This is a genomic window from Mariprofundus ferrooxydans PV-1, assembly GCF_000153765.1.
In the GTDB taxonomy this organism is placed as follows: domain Bacteria; phylum Pseudomonadota; class Zetaproteobacteria; order Mariprofundales; family Mariprofundaceae; genus Mariprofundus; species Mariprofundus ferrooxydans.
In genome coordinates this window covers 225,154-247,582 of record NZ_DS022295.1, presented here as the reverse complement: position 1 = coordinate 247,582, position 22,429 = coordinate 225,154, and the positions used below count along the sequence as shown (strand labels likewise).

General features: G+C 54.8%; 25 protein-coding genes. 6 read left to right on the top strand and 19 right to left on the bottom strand.

The window, feature by feature from the left end; all coding sequences use genetic code 11:
- Positions 1 to 13 precede the first annotated feature (13 nt).
- From SPV1_RS07990 to SPV1_RS07950, 9 genes are all read right to left on the bottom strand, one after another.
- A complete protein-coding gene (locus SPV1_RS07990; protein ID WP_231288417.1) occupies positions 14 to 1,030 on the bottom strand; it encodes a DUF3187 family protein in 1,017 nt (338 codons plus the stop codon).
- 83 nt (positions 1,031 to 1,113) lie between these two features.
- Positions 1,114 to 2,046, bottom strand: coding sequence for a 3'-5' exonuclease (locus tag SPV1_RS07985; protein ID WP_009850645.1), 933 nt, complete (start codon positions 2,044 to 2,046; stop codon positions 1,114 to 1,116).
- Between the two features lie 169 nt (positions 2,047 to 2,215).
- On the bottom strand, positions 2,216 to 2,653 hold the full coding sequence (nusB, locus tag SPV1_RS07980) for a transcription antitermination factor NusB (RefSeq protein WP_009850644.1): 438 nt from the start codon (positions 2,651 to 2,653) through the stop codon (positions 2,216 to 2,218).
- Positions 2,653 to 3,144, bottom strand: a complete 492-nt coding sequence (gene ribH, locus SPV1_RS07975) for a 6,7-dimethyl-8-ribityllumazine synthase (protein WP_018293434.1) — start codon at positions 3,142 to 3,144, stop codon at positions 2,653 to 2,655. Before ribH ends, nusB begins: the two co-directional genes overlap by 1 nt.
- A complete protein-coding gene (locus SPV1_RS07970; protein ID WP_009850642.1) occupies positions 3,141 to 4,358 on the bottom strand; it encodes a bifunctional 3,4-dihydroxy-2-butanone-4-phosphate synthase/GTP cyclohydrolase II in 1,218 nt (405 codons plus the stop codon). Before SPV1_RS07970 ends, ribH begins: the two co-directional genes overlap by 4 nt.
- Positions 4,355 to 4,963 carry a riboflavin synthase gene (locus SPV1_RS07965; protein ID WP_009850641.1) on the bottom strand — a complete coding sequence of 203 codons (609 nt, stop codon included), beginning with the start codon at positions 4,961 to 4,963 and terminating at the stop codon, positions 4,355 to 4,357. Before SPV1_RS07965 ends, SPV1_RS07970 begins: the two co-directional genes overlap by 4 nt.
- Positions 4,964 to 5,025: 62 nt before the next feature.
- On the bottom strand, positions 5,026 to 5,295 hold the full coding sequence (locus tag SPV1_RS07960; RefSeq protein ID WP_009850640.1) for a DUF4911 domain-containing protein: 270 nt from the start codon (positions 5,293 to 5,295) through the stop codon (positions 5,026 to 5,028).
- Positions 5,285 to 6,247 (bottom strand): endolytic transglycosylase MltG, encoded by a 963-nt coding sequence (gene mltG / locus SPV1_RS07955; protein WP_231288347.1) that lies wholly within the window; start codon positions 6,245 to 6,247, stop codon positions 5,285 to 5,287. Before mltG ends, SPV1_RS07960 begins: the two co-directional genes overlap by 11 nt.
- Positions 6,248 to 6,263: 16 nt before the next feature.
- Positions 6,264 to 7,037 (bottom strand): aminotransferase class IV, encoded by a 774-nt coding sequence (locus SPV1_RS07950; protein WP_231288346.1) that lies wholly within the window; start codon positions 7,035 to 7,037, stop codon positions 6,264 to 6,266.
- A gap of 38 nt (positions 7,038 to 7,075) precedes the next feature.
- On the opposite strand from SPV1_RS07950, the gene ilvA reads away from it, so the two are divergent.
- Positions 7,076 to 8,587, top strand: a complete 1,512-nt coding sequence (gene ilvA, locus SPV1_RS07945; RefSeq protein ID WP_009850637.1) for a threonine ammonia-lyase, biosynthetic — start codon at positions 7,076 to 7,078, stop codon at positions 8,585 to 8,587.
- Between the two features lie 9 nt (positions 8,588 to 8,596).
- Here the strand turns inward: ilvA and SPV1_RS07940 are convergent, their stop codons facing one another.
- Positions 8,597 to 8,785: an NF038104 family lipoprotein gene (locus tag SPV1_RS07940; RefSeq protein WP_196795117.1), complete on the bottom strand. Its 189-nt coding sequence runs from the start codon at positions 8,783 to 8,785 to the stop codon at positions 8,597 to 8,599.
- A 101-nt stretch (positions 8,786 to 8,886) separates the two neighbouring features.
- Between SPV1_RS07940 and SPV1_RS07935 the strand changes: the two genes are divergently transcribed.
- Complete coding sequence (locus SPV1_RS07935) at positions 8,887 to 9,945, top strand: LptF/LptG family permease (protein WP_009850635.1); 1,059 nt, start codon at positions 8,887 to 8,889, stop codon at positions 9,943 to 9,945.
- A gap of 106 nt (positions 9,946 to 10,051) precedes the next feature.
- On the opposite strand, the gene SPV1_RS07930 is transcribed toward SPV1_RS07935, so the two are convergent.
- Positions 10,052 to 10,822, bottom strand: coding sequence for an inositol monophosphatase family protein (locus SPV1_RS07930; protein ID WP_009850634.1), 771 nt, complete (start codon positions 10,820 to 10,822; stop codon positions 10,052 to 10,054).
- 154 nt (positions 10,823 to 10,976) lie between these two features.
- Between SPV1_RS07930 and SPV1_RS07925 the strand changes: the two genes are divergently transcribed.
- A complete protein-coding gene (locus SPV1_RS07925; RefSeq protein ID WP_009850632.1) occupies positions 10,977 to 13,097 on the top strand; it encodes a hybrid sensor histidine kinase/response regulator in 2,121 nt (706 codons plus the stop codon).
- Positions 13,098 to 13,104: 7 nt separating this feature from the next.
- Here the strand turns inward: SPV1_RS07925 and SPV1_RS07920 are convergent, their stop codons facing one another.
- Both SPV1_RS07920 and SPV1_RS07915 read right to left on the bottom strand, forming a co-directional pair.
- Positions 13,105 to 14,148, bottom strand: coding sequence for a symmetrical bis(5'-nucleosyl)-tetraphosphatase (locus SPV1_RS07920; RefSeq protein WP_009850631.1), 1,044 nt, complete (start codon positions 14,146 to 14,148; stop codon positions 13,105 to 13,107).
- A 4-nt stretch (positions 14,149 to 14,152) separates the two neighbouring features.
- The gene (locus SPV1_RS07915; RefSeq protein WP_009850630.1) at positions 14,153 to 15,049 is read right to left on the bottom strand and encodes a recombination-associated protein RdgC; all 897 of its coding nucleotides are present in this window, start codon (positions 15,047 to 15,049) and stop codon (positions 14,153 to 14,155) included.
- 190 nt (positions 15,050 to 15,239) lie between these two features.
- Here SPV1_RS07915 and SPV1_RS13945 point away from each other — a divergent pair, with 190 nt between their 5' ends.
- Positions 15,240 to 15,803: a porin family protein gene (locus SPV1_RS13945; RefSeq protein WP_018293423.1), complete on the top strand. Its 564-nt coding sequence runs from the start codon at positions 15,240 to 15,242 to the stop codon at positions 15,801 to 15,803.
- Between the two features lie 100 nt (positions 15,804 to 15,903).
- Here SPV1_RS13945 and SPV1_RS07905 read toward each other — a convergent pair whose 3' ends face one another.
- The 6 genes from SPV1_RS07905 to SPV1_RS07880 are packed head-to-tail and all read right to left on the bottom strand — an operon-like array spanning position 15,904 to position 19,811.
- Complete coding sequence (locus tag SPV1_RS07905) at positions 15,904 to 17,205, bottom strand: sensor histidine kinase (protein ID WP_009850628.1); 1,302 nt, start codon at positions 17,203 to 17,205, stop codon at positions 15,904 to 15,906.
- A complete protein-coding gene (locus SPV1_RS07900) occupies positions 17,205 to 17,897 on the bottom strand; it encodes a response regulator transcription factor (protein WP_009850627.1) in 693 nt (230 codons plus the stop codon). Before SPV1_RS07900 ends, SPV1_RS07905 begins: the two co-directional genes overlap by 1 nt.
- On the bottom strand, positions 17,897 to 18,202 hold the full coding sequence (locus SPV1_RS07895; RefSeq protein WP_009850626.1) for a PepSY domain-containing protein: 306 nt from the start codon (positions 18,200 to 18,202) through the stop codon (positions 17,897 to 17,899). Before SPV1_RS07895 ends, SPV1_RS07900 begins: the two co-directional genes overlap by 1 nt.
- A 23-nt stretch (positions 18,203 to 18,225) precedes the next feature.
- Positions 18,226 to 18,804, bottom strand: a complete 579-nt coding sequence (locus SPV1_RS07890; RefSeq protein ID WP_009850625.1) for a diheme cytochrome c — start codon at positions 18,802 to 18,804, stop codon at positions 18,226 to 18,228.
- A 12-nt stretch (positions 18,805 to 18,816) separates the two neighbouring features.
- Positions 18,817 to 19,215: a DUF1924 domain-containing protein gene (locus tag SPV1_RS07885; protein WP_009850624.1), complete on the bottom strand. Its 399-nt coding sequence runs from the start codon at positions 19,213 to 19,215 to the stop codon at positions 18,817 to 18,819.
- Positions 19,216 to 19,226: 11 nt separating this feature from the next.
- Positions 19,227 to 19,811 carry a cytochrome b/b6 domain-containing protein gene (locus SPV1_RS07880; protein WP_009850623.1) on the bottom strand — a complete coding sequence of 195 codons (585 nt, stop codon included), beginning with the start codon at positions 19,809 to 19,811 and terminating at the stop codon, positions 19,227 to 19,229.
- Positions 19,812 to 19,946: 135 nt separating this feature from the next.
- On the opposite strand from SPV1_RS07880, the gene SPV1_RS07875 reads away from it, so the two are divergent.
- Together SPV1_RS07875 and SPV1_RS07870 are read left to right on the top strand one after the other, a co-directional pair.
- Positions 19,947 to 21,062: a carboxylate-amine ligase gene (locus tag SPV1_RS07875; protein ID WP_009850622.1), complete on the top strand. Its 1,116-nt coding sequence runs from the start codon at positions 19,947 to 19,949 to the stop codon at positions 21,060 to 21,062.
- Complete coding sequence (locus SPV1_RS07870; RefSeq protein WP_231288345.1) at positions 21,062 to 22,255, top strand: M20 metallopeptidase family protein; 1,194 nt, start codon at positions 21,062 to 21,064, stop codon at positions 22,253 to 22,255. Before SPV1_RS07875 ends, SPV1_RS07870 begins: the two co-directional genes overlap by 1 nt.
- The last annotated feature ends 174 nt before the right edge of the window (positions 22,256 to 22,429 follow it).

Genomic DNA, 22,429 nt, shown 5'->3' with positions numbered 1-22,429 from the left:
TCAGGTGCCCAAATCAGCTGGAAAACTGCCAGTGCAGAGCGAGAGAGAAGGTGAAATCCTGAGTCGTAAGCTGGGTCAGGCCGTTCTCGGTAAAAGCCAGTGTCCAGCCTGTGCCGGAGTCGGTTTCACCCTGAAGGCCGAATGAATAGATAAGCGGAAGCTTATCCAGCTGCCGTATGCCGCTTGAATAGGGCGATGTCCCACCCTGCCCCTGCACAATCAACGCAAGCTGATCGCTGTACTTCCAGCCCAGGGTCGCCGAACCGCGCACATAGGGATGATATTTCACTGCCGGGAAAGCGCCTGCGGCGACATCTTTGGTAAAGGTGTGAATCCCCCACGCCTCCACATGCATGAACCAGTGATCACTGGCTGCACTAACCACCGCGCCCAAACCGACATCAGGCCTGCCATTACCCAGACCGCGAGCGCTTGAGGCTGTCGACAGCTTGATCGAAGTCAGTCCGGCAATAGCCCAGCCATCACCAGCTATCACCTGTTTACGTAACGAGATCGTGGTATTACCCACCTCCCACCGGTTCTTTCCCTGCCAGCCACCGGGGCTACCGGGCCTGAAATAGTAACCGAACGAATTATTGGGCCTGAACTGACGACCTGAACCGGGAACACCCAATATCTTATGTACATCCTTCACCAGCTGATCCATCACCCCATTGAACGGTCGCAGCAGTGAGAGTTGCACAGACAGGTCCATATCCTGCGTGATCGCTTTGCGCACGGTCAGATCCGTCACAGAAAGCTCCATATCAGCGAGCAACTGATTCGCCGGCCACTGATCGCCCTGATAAATACTGGAGAGGTGCTGATGCAGTCCGATATCCCAGTTACTGTAATCACGCAGGGCTGAATCGGGAACAGGATCAAGAAAACGCATCATCGGCGGATACATGTTGCGCAGAGGCAGCGGTGATGTGATAAAGCTTTCTCCAGCCGAAGCCGGGTGGATATTTCCCGGCAACAAGAATCCGACCAGCCCCGCTGCCAGTATGCACTTGCCCTTCATTCCCATCACACATGCCTCCAATGCAACAGGAGGTGTAGCACCTCCCCTCCCTCACGATGGACGTTACATTACGGCAGTACCAAACACCACTATCTGCTGACAGCCTCAGGCAAAAACTCGCGCACCGAATAGCGGTCGCGGGGTGGAATATCGCGCCTGACAAACACTGCAGGCTTTCCATCGTAAACAGTTGCCTGCAGCCACTGCTCTTCCGCCGAAATATCTGCTCCGGCAACGACAGTGCTCCAGACACCTTTTTTTGATTTACCGAACCGATCAGCCACAGAGACATCCGCCAGCCAGCGATAGCCGCGCGCTTTCAAATCATCTTTTTTCTCGAACGGCGCGCCGACCGCAAACAGGCGACAGCGTTGTTCACGGGCATTTTCCAGCAGCAGTGCCATCGCGGCCCTGCCTGATATCGGCATAGCCCGGGTAAGCAGGTGTAATGTAGCCTGCGCATCCACCACGGCCCTGTGCCCGTCAAAGAAGTATCCCAGCCGACAGGCGATATAATCCAGCTTGCGGCTGGCGATGCCTTCCGCATCCCAGTTGATATCACAAAAGGTACATGCCCAGTTTTTTTCTGCCGCCAGCGGCAGGCGCCGCTCCAGCATCGGCCGGTCAAAAGCGGCATTATGGGCGATCAACAGATCTGCTTTTTTGAGCCATGTTTCTATTTCCGCATCATCCAGACGTTGACCTGCAACCATCGCATCGCTAATGCCGGTCAACTGTTTTACCACATCACTCAGCGGCGCACCCGGATCTTCAAAGCCGTCATAGTTATGCAGCACTTCATAGATCCGGCCAGAACCGGCATCATAGCTAAAGGCAACAAAACCCAGTTCGATGATGGTATCGGCAGTCGTATCAAGACCCGTTGTTTCGGTATCAATCACCAGGCCGATGCGCGCGGTGGCCGGCTCTCCATTGAGATAACGCGCCGGCGGATTCAGTCGCTCGAGCACACGGTAGTTGTCGGATTGCTGTAAATGCCGAACGGCATCCTCATCTTTCATACTCCCCCCGTGTTAAAAACATGATGACCTGTTTGTTTACTGCAGAGGACGCAAAGGAAACACAGGTAGATGCGCAGTGCACTCAGTCATCAATGATGGTGCCACGCGCGCTGATTCAGCACCTTTTATAATGAGTGGTTTCCCTCTGCGTTCTCTGCGGTGAACACCTTTATTTTTTGTCTTTCATCTCGGCAGGACGCAGTTGTTTGGCCAGATTGTCCAGCACACCGTTAATAAAACCACGCGGCGGTTCACCTGCATAATCCCGGGTCAGCTCCAGCGCCTCATTGATGATCACGCGGTAAGGAATCTCCAGACGGTTCTGCATCTCCCATACAGCCAGACGAATCACATTGATTTCAATCTGGGCGACCGAACGCAGACTGCGACCGCGCACCGCCGTTTTAATCAGTTCATCCAGAGCATCAGTGTGATCAGTAATACCATATACGGCTTCGCGCAGGTAACTCTCATCCTGATCTGCACGCTCTTCATGCTGCAACCGGGAAGCCAGCAATTCAGGAATCATACCTGAATCCTGCTGAGCTGAACTCCATGCGTACAATGTTTCCAGCACGGATTCCCGCGCCTGATGACGATTCGCCACTATTCCTCCAGTTCCCGATCGATAAACTTCAACTGACAGGCTACTTCAACAGCCGTTAATGCCGCCTCTTCACCCTTATGACCATGTGAGCCGCCAATGCGCTCAATCGCCTGCTCGACGCTGTCCAGCGTCAGCACACCGTTACCCACACCGATATCTCCGCGCCGGGCAATATAACCTATCGCGTCCATCGCGCCCTGACATACATAATCAAAGTGGGCCGTATCGCCACGAATCACGCAGCCCAGGCATACAATCGCATCAAAACGGCCGGAGTTGGCCATTTTGGCGGCAATGGTACCGATTTCAAAAGCACCCGGCACATGAATCACCATCAGGTCCTCATCACGACTGCCATGTTCTTTCAGAGCCGAAACAGCGCCGGTAAGCAGTGCATCGGTGATATCGGCATTGAAACGACTGACAACGATACCGACCTTCAGGCCGCTGGCGTCGACGTTACCCATCAAGTGGGGAGCATCCAGACTCAAGATTGATCTCCTCTGTTCAAATCCAACATATGACCCATTTTTTCACGCTTGGCGGTCAGATAAGCGATATTATCCTCATGCGGTTCGCTCTGCAGCTGTACCCGCTCACAGACCTCCAGCCCGTAGCCGTCGAGTGCAACAATCTTCTTGGGATTATTGGTCAACAGGTTCAGTCGCCGCAATCCCAGGTCACGCAGAATCTGCGCACCGATGCCATAATCGCGCAGATCCGGCTTGAATCCGAGCGCCGTGTTGGCCTCAACCGTGTCATGGCCGGCGTCCTGCAGATTATAGGCCTTCAGCTTGTTGAGCAGGCCGATACCGCGACCTTCCTGACGCAGATAGAGAACCACGCCCTCGCCCGCTTCACTAACCTGGCGCATGGCGGCATGTAACTGGGAACCGCAATCGCAGCGGCGGGAAGCAAACACATCACCGGTCAGACACTCGGAATGCACACGCACCAGACACGGGCGTTCGGCCGATGGCTCACCCATCACCAGTGCCACATGCTCGGCCTGATCCACGGCATTGGTATAGCCGATCAGCCTGAATTCACCAAATTCGGTCGGCATGCGCACTTCCACCTCACGTTTAACCAGTGAATCGTGCTGCAGACGATGACGAATCACATCGGCAATCGTACCTACCTTCAGATTGTGTTTACGCGCGAAGACCTTCAGCTCGGGCATACGCGCCATCGAGCCGTCTTCATTCATGATTTCACAGATCACACCGGATGGCTTCAACCCTGCCATGCGCGCCAGATCGATACTGGCTTCGGTATGGCCTGCACGCACAAGCAGTCCACCTTCGCGTCCCACCAGCGGAAACACATGGCCGGGCGTATGGATGTCGGACGGCAGTACACCATCCCTGATCGCCGTGCGTATGGTATGCGCCCGATCGAAAGCCGAAATACCGGTCGTCACCCCTTCAGCCGCCTCGATCGAGATGGTGAAATTGGTTTTAAACTTGGAATTGGTATTGGCCACCATTAGCGGCAGCTGCAGTTGATCCGTCTGCTCCTGTGTCATGGCCAGACAGATCAGTCCGCGTCCGTGCGTCGCCATAAAATTTACGGCTTCCGGCGTGACCCATTCGGCGGCCATAATCAGGTCGCCTTCATTCTCGCGATCCTCATCATCCGCCAGGATAATCATGCGCCCCGCACGCAGCTCCTCAATCAGCTCTTCACTTGTAGCCAGACTCATTCATGCTCCTGTTGTGCAAACTGTGTCAGACGCTCCACATAGCGGCCGTACATATCTGTTTCGATGTTTACCCGGCCCCCGCTCTTCAGTGTGCCGAGACAGGTATGAGTCAGCGTATGCGGAATCAGATTCACGCTGAAACGGCATCCGTCGACACTGTTCACGGTCAGACTGACGCCGTGCACTGCCACAGAGCCCTTGACCACCACATAACGGGCCAGCGCAACAGGCAGTTCAAATTCGAACACCCGGTGCTCGCCTACCGGCGTAATGGAACAAAGCGTACCGACACCGTCGACATGACCGCTGACCATATGCCCGCCGAGAGCATCGCCCATCCTCAGCGCCGGCTCCAGATTCACCGCATCGCCGACTGCAGCACGCGCGAAACAAGTCAGATCCAGCGTCTCCTGCGATAGTGTGGCCGCAAAATGATGAGCGGAGGGAAACGCCGTAATCGTCAGGCAACAGCCGTTGACCGCCACCGAGTCACCCAAAGCCCAACCCTGCATATCCAGGGTCGATTCGACTTGTATATGCATTTGCTGCGGCTCGGACGCTATCGCTGTGATGCGCCCCACATCCTGTATAATACCTGTAAACATCCGCGCACCCTAGCTTGATCTATCTGCGAAGCCATCCGTTTTATGGTGAAGCGGAAATCCGGTTACGGCTCCGCCTGCCATAACCATTCACCCGTCACGGTGCACCCCAGCGCATCGGGCAACGTGTTGAGCCAGTCGAGCGCCTCCTGCCGCTGATCCGGCGTGGTCCAGAATTGCTGGCGGCCGGATGCATGATCAAAACTGCGTATAACCCCCAGCCCGTCCTCTCCCTGCAGGATCGATTGCACCAGCAACTGATGAGCGGCGGGAATATCCAGCTCGATGATCAGCACCTGATCCGGCCCGATATTCACAGCAGATCTATTTTTCATGACTGCGCTTCTCTTCGAGTTTCACCCACTTGCGCACATTGCGCTCATGCTCAGCCAGCGTGGCGGCAAAGGCGTGACCGCCACTGCCATCAGCCACAAAGTAGAGGTAGTCCACCGCTGCAGGCGCAGCTGCCGCCAGCAACGATGCTTTGCCCGGATTACAGATAGGCGTTGGCGGCAAGCCCTTGCGTGTATAGGTATTCCACGGCGTATCCGTAGTCAGATCTGTCCGGTGGATATTACCGGAAAATGCACCCTTCGTCCGGTATATACCGTATATCACCGTCGGGTCCATCTGCAATGGCATACCTTTTTTCAACCGGTTATGAATCGCCGCCGATACCAGCGGACGCTCCCGATCCAGCGCCGTCTCTTTTTCTATCACCGAGGCAATAATGCGCAGACGCTGCTGCTCAGCAGCATCCGTTGCCAATGTAGCCAGTAATTTCTGTTGAGCCTGCATCATCGTGCGCAAAAAGCGGACCGGGTCGAGCGGCTTGGTGTACTCCCACGTCTCCGGCAGCAAGCGCCCTTCCGCCTCCCCCGGTAGCAGCGATACCAGCGCATTGTGCCACTGCTGCAACGGCACATCGGTTTCGGCAGCGAGCAACTGCAGCACCTCATCGTTACGCAGCCCTTCCGGCACGGTAAGCTCAAAATGCATCACATCGCCCCGTTGCAGACGTTGCATGATACCGTTAATCGAATCCGCCTTGTCAAAACGATATAACCCGCTTTTCAGATTGTGATCGGCTCCCTGCAGACGAAACCACAAGCGCATCGCGAGCGATGAGGTGATCACCCCCTGCTGCTCCAGCTGGCGGGCGATGCGGGCGGAAGCGGCACCGGGAGGTATCATCATCTCCACTGCTGCCAATGGTGCATGCAGACTGGTCACCCGACTATAGAGCCAGCCGGCTGCCGCAAGCGCTGCTATCAGGCACGTCATCATCAAAAACATCCATGTTCTACGCATCAAGCAAATCCTTCGGCACGCCCGGCATGCCGTATAAACTCTGTTTCAGGCCCGCACTTAGGTCAACCAGATCACAACTACGCTGCTCGCGTCTGATCCCGGCTACCGGCCGGACAAAGAAGCTGCTGGCTGTCAATGCCAGTGCATCGCAATCATCCAGCCACCTGGCCGGGCATACCCCCTCCCGCACGACACCCGATGTTATCAGGTGCTGACGGATCACACCGGGCAGCACGCCGGCAGTCAGTGCCGGCGTCCACCACTGGCCGTGGCGAAAAATCATTACATTGGCGGTTGCGGCAGAGACAAGCTGTTGCTGATGCACAAACAAGGCATGCCGCTCACCGCGCAGCACCCGCAATGTGGATGCATAATCAGCGGTAAATTTGGCCATGCGATGAATCGGAGGCGATGACCACTCCATCACCTTCAATACAGGTAAAACGGCATCAGCATGATACGGCATCACCTGAATTCGGGCAGAAATCGCATCTGCAGGCGTAAACAGACCCCACGACGCGTCGCCACCGGAAACGGTCAGACGCACCAGAGCATCCGTCCCTGCAGCCGCCTGCAAACAGGCCGCATGCATCCGCTCTGTTTGCGCATCGCTCACCGTCAGGCCGAATGCATCCAACCCCCGTCTGAGTCTTGCGGCATGGGCAGGCCAGTTAAATATCTCGCCATTGATAACCCGGAAAGTCTCGAAGCAGGCCTCGGCATAAGCCAGACCACGATCCATTTCTGTGATTGTTTCTATCTTCAAACTCGAATCCGCCCTGTTTTCATGGTAGAAGCTGCCCCATGTCCGATTTATACCTTGAAGCCATTGAACAGGCACGCGTCTATGACGTTGCCATTGAAACACCTCTGGAGCTCGCTCCAAAGCTCTCCACACGATTGAACAATGAAGTACTGTTCAAACGCGAGGATATGCAGCAGGTATTCTCCTTCAAATTACGTGGTGCTTACAACAAAATCGCCCACTTGAGTGATAAGGAGCGGGCCTGCGGCGTGGTCTGCGCCTCCGCCGGCAATCATGCCCAGGGCGTGGCACTCGCCAGTCACAAGCTGGGCATTGCCGCAACCATTGTCATGCCCTCCACCACGCCGGAGATCAAAGTCGGTGCGGTGCGGCGCATGGGTGCCAATGTAGTATTGTTCGGCGACAGCTATTCCGATGCCAGTGAAGAAGCCGCCCGCCTTTGCCGAACCGAGGGGCTGACATTCGTTCACCCCTACGACGACCCGCTGGTTATTGCCGGTCAGGGTACGATCGCCGAAGAGATGATGCGTCAGAATCCCGGCGATCTGGATGCGGTATTCGTACCGATCGGCGGTGGCGGCCTGATTGCCGGTATCGCTGTATATTTAAAGAAGCACTCGCCGCGCACGCGTATTATCGGTGTAGAGCCGGTCGATTCTGCGGCCATGCATGATTCGGTTCGGGCCGGACACCGTGTCACGCTGGATCAGGTCGGTATTTTTGCCGATGGCGTCGCCGTTAAAAAAGTCGGCGAGTACACCTTTGATCTGGTACAACGCTATGTGGATGAGATTCTGCTGGTCGATACCGATGAGATCTGCGCTGCGATCAAGGATATCTACGAGGATAACCGCACGATTGTCGAGCCGGCCGGAGCACTGGCTGTCGCCGGATTGAAGAAATATGTGCGCCAGACCGGAGCCCGTGGCCAGATACTGGCAGCCATCAACAGTGGCGCCAATATGAACTTTGATCGCTTGCGTCATGTTGCGGAGCGCACGGAGATGGGCGAAGGACGGGAGGCATTGTTTGCCGTAACCATTCCCGAGAGGCCCGGCTCATTTCTCGATTTCTGCCGCATCATCGGAAATCGCAATATCACCGAATTCAATTATCGGATGTCCAGCCGCTCCGAAGCACATGTATTTGCCGGCATCAGCATCTCCGACAGCGATGAGATCGCGCAACTGCAGCAGTCCATGCTGGATGCCGGGCTGCCGACGCTGAACCTGCATGATAATGAACTGGGCAAACTGCATATTCGCCATATGGTCGGCGGCCACTGCCCGCTGGTGAAAGATGAAATTCTGTATCGTTTCGAGTTTCCCGAGCGCCCGGGTGCACTGCTGGAATTTTTGAGCCGTGCCGGCGGACGCTGGAATATCTCGCTATTTCATTACCGCAATCATGCCGCCGCCTACGGGCGTGTACTGGCCGGTGTTGAGGTACCACCGCACGATCGCGAAGCTTTCGAGCAATACCTTAGTGGACTTGGCTATCCCTTTGTAAATGAAAGTGAAAATGAGGCCTATGGATTGTTTCTAAAATAGAGGCGAAAACTACTCTTCTGCTTTGGCGGAGTCGGTCTCTTCATCAGAACTCACAGCATCGGCGATGGCACCGCCAATCTGGAATGGCGCCTTGACCACTGCCGTAGTGACGTCGACCGCCGCGCCCACGACGGTGCTGATACAGCCACCGAGCATCAGCATCATCAACAATCCCGGCAACAGCAATATGCGCATCATACCCACCTCATAAACCGGCATCCTGACATCGCACCGGAACATGTCCAAGCAGATATGGATGGCTGCTTCCACTCAACAGCAAGGATGCTTAGGCTCGCCCCATGCCCGTTGTATTCAGATGGATCTTTTCCGGCTGCCTGAGCCGCTCACTGGTGACTATGTCAGCGTTGCTGGCTATCTTTGTCATTATCGAGTCGTTTGATAAGGCCCGCTATCTCGGCCACGGGCTCGATGGCCGCCTGATGGTCGAATACATGCTGTTGAAAATCCCGTTTATGCTATCGGAATTCATGCCTGTTATTATGCTGATTGGCGCCAGCCTTTATCTGATCGAGCTCTCACGCAATCAGGAAGTGGTTGCGTTGCGGGCTGCAGGGCTTGGCATCAACAAGGTATTGCTGCCGTTATCATCCGTAGCACTGCTGGCCGCGCTGGCAAGCTTCATCATCGGTGAATGGGTTACCCCCGTCACCAACACGCGTCTTGATCAGATTGAACAGGTTCATATCCAGCACAAGAAGAGCTCGCAGCCGGGTGTGCAGTGGCTTAAGGATGGGCATCGCTTTTTTCGCCTGACGCCGCTGACCAATCATCAGTTCGCCCTGCTGATGTTGAAAACCGCCCCGGACGGGGCATGGCTGCAACGCATCGACAGCCCCCGCGCCCATTACAGCCAGGGCGTCTGGAGCCTGAGCGATGCAAGAGTAAGCACACCATCGAGCGATCAGGTCATGCATGTGGAAAAGCTGAAAAACATGGAGGTCAAATCAGCCATCGGCCCTGAAACGGCCGACCTGCCCAAACCCGGTCATATGGACTTTTCCGAACTCTACCACTACATCAACAACCTGAAACACGCAGGGCTCGGTGCCGGCACCTATGTCTATGCCCTGCACCGGAAATTTTCCGCACCACTGGCCTGCCTGTTAATGGTCATTATGGCTGCCGCCCTCTGCCTGCATACAGGCAACCGTAACAGCCGCGCATCGTGGGGGCTGATGCTCTCCATATCGCTGGGTCTGGTGTTTTATGTTATTGGTAATGCCGGCTACCTGCTGGCAGCGAGCAACCGCATTCCGCCCGCATTCGCTGCCTGGCTACCCAGCCTGGTGTTCGGTGGTACGGCGGTATTCCTGCTACTCAAACGCGAAGGGCACTAGAGCCCGGGGTATATTTACCACACAGGAAGCAGAGAAAGCTCAGGAAGCCATGAGCAAACAACTCCCGAATAAACCGCTACCCTGCCTACTATGAGTGAAACTGTTTTTAAACCTTGAGCAGCGCGGCAACCTTCGGGTGCAGATCAGGGTTAGCGGCAAGAATATCACCCTTATTCAGGTCAATCGTGCCTCCATCAAGTCCTGTAGCCATACCGCCGGCTTCCTGCACCAGCAAATAACCAGCCGCAATATCCCACGATTTCAGGCCAGCTTCCCAGTATGCATCCAGGCGACCAGCAGCCACATAGGCCAGATCGAGCGCAGCAGACCCGCCCCGGCGATAACCATCCATAGAGCGCATACACAGATCCATTCGCTGTTGAAACAGATCCATTGATTCTCGTTGATAGGAGGGCAGTCCGGAAGCAAACAGGGCATGGTCGAGCCGCTTTTCACCACTCACACGCAAACGCCTGCGATTGAGAAAGGCACCACCACCATTGCGGGCCTCAAATGTTTCATCCCTGATCGGGTCATGAATCACCGCCAGCATGGGCTTGCCATGCTTCCAGGCCGCGATGGAAACAGCAAAGTGCGGGTAGCCATGGATAAAATTGGTCGTGCCATCCAGCGGATCAATATACCACTGAATCGTCGCATCCGGATTAACCGGCTTATCCATCTCTTCAGCGATGATGCCGTGATCCGGATAATGTTTGCTGATCTCACGTACGATCAGCGCTTCAGCGCTCTGATCCACATCCGTCACATAATCACGGTCAGACTTCTGTCTTACTTTCAGATCAGCCCGTTCATCATAGGCACGGGCTATCAAATCACCCGCCTTTCTGGCAGCCCTAACGGCAACGTACAACATGGAAACTCCTGAACCGGCTAAAGATAAATACGGCAATCAACGTCACGAACATTATCACATGATGCACGAAAAGGCAGTGTTCGATAGCATCAGAGCATCGGTACTTTCGCATGATGCGTCCTGACGACAATATCAGGTGGCAAGGGAGGTGATAGTGAAACAGCATAGCATCCATGCCTGGCTGCTCAAACACACCAGACTTACAGACAAGTCACTGACCGATATCCAGCTGGGACAGGCGCGGCTCAGACTGGGTTTGGCCCCTGCCGGGCTCTATTATATATGGCTGCATGACAGCAATTTCTCTCAGTACGGTAATGTTTTCCTGGCCGTTTTAGCGGCCTATTTCATCTATACCTGCATCACACTGTACACCATACGTCAGCAGCCGTTATCGGCATTTCGCTCCATAACATCTCCCCTGCTCGATATTGTTATCGTCAGCTTCGGCATGCTGGTGGACGGGGGTCAGGGCAGCGGCATCTATTTTCTTTACCTGATCATTATTTTCGGCCATGGATTCCGTTTCGGCAGTTCCATGATGCTTTATACCCAGTCACTGTCACTGGCCGGCCTGCTTGCCATGACGAGTTTTCTCTGGCTCCAGTCGCCGACCACCATCGATCTGTCTTTGCTATTCTGGCAGTTAACTACGCTGGTGGTATTGCCCGCCTATGTTTACCTGATCGTGCAATCGGCAGAACAAGCCATCAAGGCCAGAACTGAAGCTGAAAATTCATCTTTCAACCTGCTCGACAAAGGGCCAACGCCCGTATTCACTTTTGCACCGGATCTCTCCGGTCGCCCCAGCATTCTGTATACCAACAGAGCCACGGACAATCTGTTCGGCCATGCCCGCACCATGCTGGTCGGAGAGGAGGTCGACAAACTGATACTGCCGGAAGACCGACGTGAAATGAGCCGCTTTTGTCTGGACACCCTGGCCATGGAAACGTCACCGGAGCAACCTGCAACCAATCAAATCTATATCAGAGGTACAGACTCGGGGGGCAATATACTCAAGCTGACCTGCACAGCCATCCGTATGCACTGGCAAAATCGCTGGATCGGTGTCTGTTTTATGCTGGATATTACCCAGCGAGAAACCCTGCATGAACAGCTGGAGTCCATCTCCAAAAAGGCCTACATGTCCACCATGGTAGCCGGCATCGTGCATGATTTCCGCAACGTGTTGAATAATATAATCGGCTATGCCGAACTACTGCATATGAACGCCAGCGATAATGAAAGCCGACAGCAACTTGCTGAGATTATTGCCGCAGGTGATCGCGGCTCAGATCTGATTACGCACCTGCTGAAATTGAGCAACAAACAGCATACGGCAGCAGCGCAGGTCGGAAAAACAGAAGGCTCCATGCTTGCCCAACCGCTGGAAAATATAGTCGGCCTCTCCCGGCTACAGATGCCGCAGCACATCCAGCTGGTTTGCGATATTGAAAAATCGCTGCCTGATGTGGCCATCAGCATCATCGAAATTGAGCAGGTATTGCTGAACCTGATCAATAATGCCATGCAGGCCATAAGATCAGACGGACAGATCAGCATCTGCGTCAGCAGCGATCATCAGCACCGGCTTGCCACTGCAGAACACCCTGCCTTATGCATCCGCGTCAGCGATAACGGCCCCGGCATAGCCGACGAAGACCTGGATCATGTCTTCAAACCATTCTGGACCAGCCGAGGCGACAAGGGCGGATCGGGACTGGGACTGGCCATGGTGCAGCGCATCGTTAAACGCCACCATGGCAGTATCAACATCGACTCGGTTGCCAACCAGCAGACTACGTTCACTGTACATATCCCGCCCTTTTCCGGGCAAGAGATACCGACCAGGGGTACGGAGGAATCACCCGCTCCCTCCTCCACATCACTGCCCGCAACTGCTCCCTGTCATATCCTGCTGGTAGATGATGCACCCGATATACGCAGGGTTCACAAGAGCATGTTATCCCGTCTGGGGCACACTGCCGACACAGCTGAAAACGGCTTGCAGGCTCTGGCACTGTTTAAGAAGCACACTGACAGATATGACCTTGTTATCACTGATTACCGGATGCCCGTGATGGATGGACTGGAGCTGACTGAACAAATTCGCCGGCTTGATGCCGATGTGCCGATTCTGATGATTACCGCTTATGGAGAAGACCGTAGCCTTCAACAGGTCGATCAGTACAATGCAATACTGGTGAGCAAACCGGTGATGCTGGAGAAGCTGTCACAAGGCATTGCCGATGCCATGCGCCCCGGCAGCTAAAATAGTCTTAGCCACTGCTCCCCTGATCATCCGGCAGATCCCCACCGGATACTCTGCTCACCTGCTCCGACTCCGGGGACTCTTCTCTTCCGGACTCTGCCGACACTTCAGCAGCATGCCTTCGTGTTTCCGGCGCACTGCCGTGAGTTTCGTCAATCATCATCGCAAAGGTCGCAGCATCATTTAATTCACCCGCTACCACTGTCGGCTGGCTGTGTGCATCTTTTGCCTGAACTGCACATACCTGTTCGGATTCAATTTGCTTGCAACCACCTTTTTCCAGTCTGGCAAGCGTAAGCGATCCCCCCCACACACAGCCGGTATCAAGCCCCAGCACATGCGGCTGTCCTGCAACCAGGCCATTCGCCGCCCAGTGGCCGTAAACCACATTGCAGTCATCCACCCAGGCCAGACGATTATGTTTGAACCACGCTTTCTCCTTTTTATTACTGCTGCTACCCGTACGTACATTCCAGTTAAAAAAACCATCCTGTGTACAGTAACGTGTACGAGTAAACACCGCTGTGCTGAACAGTGCGCGGGCCGGATCATCCTTGGCCGGTTCGGAAACCGGAAATTTCATATGGTGCAGTTGCTGACAAAATGTTTTCCACTCATCCCCCCGCAGATTCGCTTCAACCGCATGGGCTCTTCTGATCGCTTTGTTCAACGACCAGCGCGGATGCAGACCTGCATGCACCATGCACCAGCCGAGCCCGGCATCATGATGCAGCAGCGGACGAGAACGCAGCCATTCAATCAGCTCATGGCAATCCGGCGCCTCAATCACATCACTCAATGTATCCCGGCGATAGGGCTGACCGCCGGCAACCAGTTCCAGCAGATGCAGGTCATGGTTACCAAGCACGCAGATACATGCATCACCGAGACTCTTCAGATAGCGCAGCGTCTTGAGCGAGTCCGGACCACGGTTGACCAAATCGCCGGTACACCACAAAGTATCCTTGGCCGGGTCAAATGCGATGTTGTCGAGCAGCTGTCTCAGCGGTTCATAACAGCCCTGAATATCTCCAACAACATAAACCGCCATCCACTTACGCTCCGTCCACAGCAGTCAGCAACTGCGGAATGAATTCACTGAACTCAGCCGCCATCATAGCAAAATCTGCATCAAAACGCGCCACTTCATCATCTCCACCCTGATCGCCTGCCTCATCCACGATAGCAGTATCAAATTTCATCCGTTTGACTGATAAATCTTCAGACAACACAAAGGAGATCCGCTCTCTCCAGTTCAGCGCCAGCTTTGTTGCGGTCAGCCCTTCGGTCACGTGCGCCCGCACCTCATCCGACATCACATCAACATTGCGGCAGCGCACCACGGCACTGCTGGCAGCATCGTGCAGCTCACACTCTTCACCGAAAGTAAAATCCTCCGGCAGTGAACCGGCGCGCATCAACCAGCCGGTCATTGCTGCCTCCGGCGACTGCTCGGTCGACGGCATCACCACCGGCAGTGTGGTCAGTGTTTTATTCAATGCTTCAATGACCTCATCGGCCTTGCGGGCGCTGGATGCATTAATAACCAGCCAGCCGGAGGCAGGCAGGATGCAGGCAAAGGTATGGCTGGCGCGGACAAAGGCTCGCGGCAGCAGCTCGGCAAGCACCTGGTCGCGAATCTCACCCTTTTCCTTGCGCCCCGGCGTACGACCGGCCTGTTCAATTTCAAATATTTGAGCATCCACCAGCTCTCGCACCAGTGAGGCCGGCAACACCTTGTCCTCACGGCGCAAACAGAACATCAGATTGCCCGCCGTTTCATGCACAAGCATCGTCCCGTTTTTTCCGAGCGGCGCAGACCAGCCGTTGGAGGCCATTTCCATTTGTCCGCAGGGACGTGACTGACGCTTTGACAGCTGCTCGTGCAACTGCTCACCAGTGAGCTTGAACGGTTCCTCAAAACGGTAAAACTGAATATTCCTAAACCACATGCAGGCATCCTTTGTATTAACATTCAAATCATTAGCCGACCGTGTCGGCAGGGCGCAATGTAGCAAGACCCGAACGCATCACAATGACTTCCATCACAGCATCAGCCATCACAGGGAATCCTGTTCAGTTTCAATTCAGTTTCCGCTGCCATGGTCGGCATCCATCAGCAAATCAAAGGAGTTATCATATATGACTAAAACGTTCAAAATAGCAGCCGCCACATCCCTGCTGCTCGCATGCGCCTGTACCGCACAGGCATCAGAGCCATATGTAGGCCTGGGTGTTGGCGCGTTCAACCTTGGCAGCGGTGTCACCAAAAAAGCTGTAGCCGGTGGTTATCTGCAATTGGGCGATGACTTTTCGGAATATCTGGGTGGTGAGGTGCGTATCGGCACAACAGGCAAAAGCGGCGAGGAGCTGACCCTGCAGCCACGCATGAAGATCGAATATTTCGGTGCGGCATATCTGAAACCGAAATATCAGTTCAATGACCAGTGGATGGGTTACGCGCTACTCGGCATTGCCACTCTGCGCTCGAGCTACAGTGAAACAGGACTGGCCGTACAGAAAAAGACCCGCACCGGTTATGCCTATGGTCTGGGCGTACAGTACCGGCTGGCCGATGAATACAGCATAGGCCTTGAATATTCTCACATGTTGAGCAAGCCAAAAACAAATGCCACAGCCATTAAAACAAACTTCCAGGGGCTGGAAGCAAGCTCACTCTCCCTTAGCGCCAAGTATCATTTCTGATACTCGCAGCATTCAGGAGCGACCTTCTCCAACTCTCCCTCCCCTCTCTGATGGAGAAGGCGCCCTGATCAATGGCGGAAGCTCACGCTTCCGCCATTTTTTATGGATGCGGCAATATAATTTGAACCATCAGGCCACCCAGCTCTGCAGACCGGCCTAATGTGATCTCGCCATCATATGCAGCCACTATTTCATTGACGATCGCCAGGCCCAGCCCGTGACCCGGCCTGGATTCATCCAGCCTTGCTCCGCGCACCAGAAGCGACTTGTATTCACTTTCTGCAATGCCCGGACCATCATCATCCACCTGAATAACATAGTGCTCCTGCTCAGCCCGCACCCGGCAACGAATCTCGCCACTGGCCCATTTACAGCTGTTTTCCAGCAGGTTGCCGAACACTTCGAGCATATCCTCGCGGTCTGCTGCAATTTTCAACTCTGCAGGAATATCCAGACCAATACGGGTATCAGGAAACACCTGCTTTAACATCCGGGTTAAATCTCCGAGGTCCAGAGAGGGATCACTCCAGCTGCCTCCGGGCGCGTGACCGGCCGTCCGGGCGCGCGCCAGCTCACGGTCAATCCGCTGCTCAATACCATGCAGCTGCTCTTTCAGCTGGGCCATATCAGCGCTCTCGGGTTGACGCTGGATAATCTGGCCGACAACAGAAAGAGGCGTTTTCAGCGCATGAGCCAGATCACCGAGTGCGTGACGCGAGCGATCAAGCCGCAAACGGATCAGATCCACCAGTCGGTTGATCTCCTCGACCAGCGGCATGATTTCACTCGCCGTGGCGATACTGACGCGGTCTATCTCGCCCTTCTCCAGTTGACTGAGCTGCTTGCGAATACGCAGTAGCGGCTTTAATCCGCTTTGCACCAGCCAGCCCTGCAACACCAGCAGAGCCAGTACGGCCGCCGCAGCAAAGAGCAACAGATGTCGTTGAAAAGCCGATGTCGTCCGCTCAACATGAGAAACATCTTCGGCAATACGTATCTCTACCGCCTGATCATGCAGTGATACTGTCTGCGCCAGCATCAGCAGGCGCTGACCGACCGGTCCCGGGATATCCCGGGCCACAGGGGTCGATTGCGCGGGCAGCTTCTCATCCCATAGCGAACGCGAATAGACCGTAACACCGGCTATCGTGATCTGATAGTAATGACCTGAAAACGGGCGCTCATAGATTTCAGGGATACGCAGCGGATCAATCTTTATCTGGGCCGGCGGCTGCCAGCTCAACGCCGCCAGCAGTGCTTCCTGATCATGCTTCATACGCGAGATCAGGTTATGTTCACTCAAGACCTCCACTTCCCGGCCGATCATCAATGTCTGGGCCAGAAAGAAGAGCGCCAGACTGGCCGCCAGACTCAGCGTCAGCCGTTTGTTCAGTGAATACATCAGGGTCTCGCTTGCAGCGCATCCGGGTCGAGGTAATAGCCCTGCCCGCGACGGGTGCATATCACCTCTTTAGCCAGTTTCTTTCTTAAGCGACTGACATAGACCTCAATCACATTGCTCTCTTTTTCATCATTAAAATCATAGACATGTTCCACCAGATGCGTGGCTGAAAACACCCGCTTCGGATGCAGCATCATATAACGGAGCAGTCTGAATTCGATGCCGGTCAGTTCAATATGACGCAAGCCGGCCTGTGCATCGTCCCATATTGCCGACTGGCTCTCCTCATCCAGTTGCAGATTGCCAATCACGATATTCGCTCCGGCAACGCCTGAAGCACGGCGGATCAGGGCCTGCAAGCGCACCAGCAACTCTTCAAAATGAAAGGGCTTGGTCAGATAATCATCGGCACCGGCCCGAAACCCCTCCACCTTTTCGTGCCAGGCACCGCGCGCGGTCAGAATCAGCACAGGCGTGGCAATATTTTTTCTGCGCCACTGCGCCAGAATATCCAACCCCGGCACATCCGGCAGGCCGAGATCCAGAATGATAATATCGTGGGGCTCACTCTCCCCCATATAGGCGCCATCCACCCCGGTCTGCGCACTGTCAACTGCAAAGCCCTGCTGAGCCAGCTTGCTTGCCAACTCATGGCACAATTCCGGGTCATCCTCAATCAGCAACAAACGCATCAGTCATCCCCTTTCCTGATCATCTTTCCACTGCGCGCATCAATCTTCAGATGGTGAATTTTTTTATTGCGTCCCAGCAGTTCGATTTCGTAAATAATCTGACCGTGCTCTTCTTCCAGCTCAACATCCAGCACCGTACCCGGATATTTTTTCTCCACACTCGCGAGTATATCAGTGAGGGAGAGAATACTCTGCGTATCGCGCAGATGGCGTATCCGCGACATATCATCATCAGCAACGGCTGCCTCTGCGACAATACACATCACAGATGCAACCGCCGCCGCAAATAACAGTGAACTCTTCACACGCCCGAATATAGCACTATGAATTAATCTTCCCACTGCCTGAAACCGGGAATAGTGACGCTATGCTCATCAAATGATCCATTGTCCGCCCCGCTGTGGCAGGAGAGACAGTTGGAGAATGAGCCTACTTTCGGGTTACCCGTGACCATACGGGCTGGAATTTCCCTGTGTTTATGACGGAAATAAGAGGTTTCGCTGATGCGAAGCGGCGTCGCACCTGCATCGACAGAGCGCAGCATACTGCGACTGAAACGATTGGGTAAACGATCGGCGGCATGGGTGCGCAGATAGTCTGTTATCACCAGGCGTGTCTTATCATTCAGTTCGGCATTTTCACCAAAATGATCATCCAGATTATTCATGATCTTCACCCATGAACGCTCGGGCAGAAAACCGGCCGGATAGGCAAAGTGACAGGCGGAACACTCTGTTTTATAGGCCTTGTTGGTGATCGGCCCGATATCCGCCGCCTGATGCAGGAAGCCACGCTCATGTCGTTCATGTCCCTCACCCTCCCCGTCTTCAGTCCAGGCCAGTGTGGCCATGGAGAGCGTCAGACAGCCGGAAAGCAGTAATATACCCCAATATTTTTTTTGTTTCATCTGTTGTCTCCTTTATTTGGATTGAAGAAAGGTGAGAATATCGCCCTTTTCCTGCGCCGTGCATTCACGTCCCCAGGTCCATTTGCAATTACGGGTAAACCATTTCTCGATTTTTTCCGCATCATTCAAACGATCCGGATTGACACTTGGCGCCATCGGCTCAATACGCTTGCCGGTTCGCATATGCTTTCCTGCCTGCTGCAAATTTGCCGAATGGCAGGATGCACAATTCACCTGCTTACCCAGTTTCACCTGCATATGTTCCTGCTGCCACAGGGTCTGACCGCGAGCAGCATCAAAATCACCCGCGCCTTGCGTGCGATATTGGCCGAGTCGCTCCTGCACAACCGCCTCTGATGCCACAGCGGCAGAACTGATCAGCAGCAGTGTCAGTGCATAAATATATTTCATCGTTTGACCTCCTAGATCGTTTTTTTACCTGTAATCATGGCTGCTACCAGATTGCGCCGTTGCAGCAGGCTCTCTGCGGCCACACCGGCCAGGTGTATGCCAACAAGCATCAGTAACAGATTCAGACACCAGCGATGCAGATCCTGAATCAACAACTCGGTGGCAAAGTCGGCATTCAGAGCGGCAAACAGCCCTGTTCCCATCTGCAAACCCGACAGCGCCATACCGGTGAGGGCTACCAGCAGCAGGCAGCCCAACAGGGCAAAAATCATCAGACTGCCAACCGGGGTATGACCGACATGATCGCCCGGCTGCAACCGCAGCAGGCTGCGCAGGTGCCTCACGACGGATGCGCGTGAGGGCCGAAATACGGAAAAACGTGCGTAGCGATCTCCGCAAAAACCCCAGATAAAACGGTAGAGCAGCAGCCCGGCAATGATGCTTCCTGCAATCATATGCAGACGCAGATCGCGTCCTTCCGACCACCATGCAACAAAAAATGCTGACGCCAGTAGCCAGTGAAACAGCCGCAATGAGAGATCCCATACTTCCAGGGATCGATCACGCCTCTCATCGTTGCCGCCGGTTATCTGCATGGTCCGAACAGTGAATAAGCAAGCTGAAATAAGCCTGAAAGAAATAAGGGTTATAAAAACAGGAGCTGAACAACAGATACCGGCAAGCTATTTTATAGGTTCTATCATCTGTGCTGTGCAGCTATACTCTCACACATGTCCGAATCCATGCGCACCATTGCCTTTCAGGATTCCTCACCCGGCACACTGGGCGTGGAGATGGAGTGGATGACGGTCGATATCAATAGCGGTGAGCAGGTCCCGGCAGCCCCTGCTGTCTTTGCTGCTGTCGGTGAATCAGCTCGCATCAAACCGGAGTTGTTCACCTCCACCGTCGAGATCAATACCGACATCCACAGATCCACCTCCGCAGCAGTCGATGAGCTACAGGCACTCTACGATCAGGTCTCACAGATTCTGGGCGGCCAGCATGCCGCCCTGCTCTCTGCCGGCACGCATCCGACATCCCACTGGCGCGATCAACAGGTTACCGATGATCAGCGCTATGCCCGCCTGCTCGAGCGACTGCAGTGGATGGTGCGCCGATTTAATATCTTCGGCATCCATGTCCATATCGGCATGCCCGATGGCGATACCTGCATCCGCGCGATGAACCATCTACTGCCGATCATGCCGGTATTTCTCGCTATCTCGGCCAACTCCCCCTTCTGGCAGGGAGAGGATACGGGGCTCTCCGCCAGCCGCATCAAGGTATTCGAGGGATTGAGTCAGGGTGGCATGCCCTTCTATTTTGAAAATTGGCGGGATTTCGAACACTGTGCCGGCCGCCTGCAGGCCACAGACAGTATCGATTCGGTGCGCGATATCTGGTGGGAGATGCGCCCGCATCCGGATTTCGGCACGCTGGAAGTGCGTATCGGCGATATGCCCGGTTCACGTGCAGATACGCAAGCCTATATCGCCTATGTGCGCGCCGAAGCGATGGCGGCCATGCATACAGAGGCCGTGCCGCGCGTGCATCCGTCATTGATCCGTGAAAATCGCTGGCGCGCCTGCCGTTACGGCATGCACGGCACGATGATTGATCCGTTCACCGAAAGGCTGATGCCGGTACTCGACTGGCTGGAGATGCGCCTTGGTGCGCTTGCTGCCGGCGGCATTGAACAGAGTGAACTGGAGCTGGTAGCAGGCCGCATCGGGCACTGGCGCAAGCACGCGGGAGGTGCCGCAATGCAGCGGCAACTGCATGCGACACACGCTGCATTTCCTGCCATGATCGCTGCCATGAGAGAACAGGACGGATGGAGCTGATGAAGCAGGATATTGAAACAGCGATCGCGGATCGACTGAACCGGACAATTGATGCGCTGATGCCGGCAATCATCGATATCCGTCGACAACTGCACCGGCATCCCGAGTTATCCGGTCAGGAAAGAGAGACGGCCGCCATGGTTGCAACCCGCTGCCGTGATCTTGGCCTGGAAGTGCGCGAGAGGATCGGCGGCTACGGCGTGCTTGCCACACTTACAGTGGATGACACGTTGCCGTGGCTGGCGTTTCGTGCGGATATGGATGCGCTCCCCATTCATGAGAGTGGCCCTTCCAGCGACTACAGCTCGCAGGTTGACGGCATCTCTCATAGCTGCGGCCATGATGCACATACCGCTATCCTGCTCGGCAGCATACACGCTGTTACTCAGTTAAAGGATCAGCTCAGACATAATATCGCCTTCGTCTTTCAACCGGCCGAAGAGACCTGCGTGGGGGCTGCTGCCATGCTGGGAGAGAAGCTGTTCGGCGATATCAAACCGGAACAGATTTATGCCCTGCATGTCTACCCCTATCTGCCTGCCGGCTCCATCGGCATCAGGGAGGGTGCGATGTGCGCCGCTGCCGATATGTTCGATGTGGAGATCAAAGGGCGCGGCGGCCATGCAGCACGGCCTCATGAGTGTACCGATGTGGTGCTGATCGCCGCCCAGATCATTCAGGCTCTGCACCATATTGTTGGCCGCAAGGTCAACCCGCTGCACCCGGCCGTACTGACCATCGGTCAGATTCACGGCGGTCATGCCGGTAATGTTATTCCTGAATCAGTAAGCTTATCCGGCACCATCCGCAGCCTGCACCCGGAGGTGCATGAAGAGATTCGCACGCGCATGGATCATATCATCCGCCAGACGGCCGAAGCCTGGGGTGCTACCGCTACATTCACGCTGCGTCAGGCCACACCTGTGCTGATTAATGACTCGAATATATTGCACCATGCTACCGGTATATTTGAACAATTCATTCCGGATGTTAACATGATCGAGATTCAGGAGCCGTCGATGGGCGGCGAAGATTTCGCCGAATTCCTGCACGATATTCCCGGCTGCCTGTTTCGCCTAGGCACCGGCGGCGGCCCTGAAACCCGCTACCCGCTGCATCATCCCAACTTCGATATCGAGGAAAGCTCCATGAGGAGCGGCGTCGCCGCCTTCACTGCGCTGGCCTTGCAGTAACCCGCCGCCTGTAACGCTAAGCACGAAAACTTGGCAGCACCCACTCTTGAAAACGGCCAACTTCTGCCATTCGATGGCGTTATATATAACAAGGAATATCAATATACCGGATTATATCTAACGCTACCTAACCACGATATTTACGGGTAAAAGTATAACGCTTCCTTCAATTTG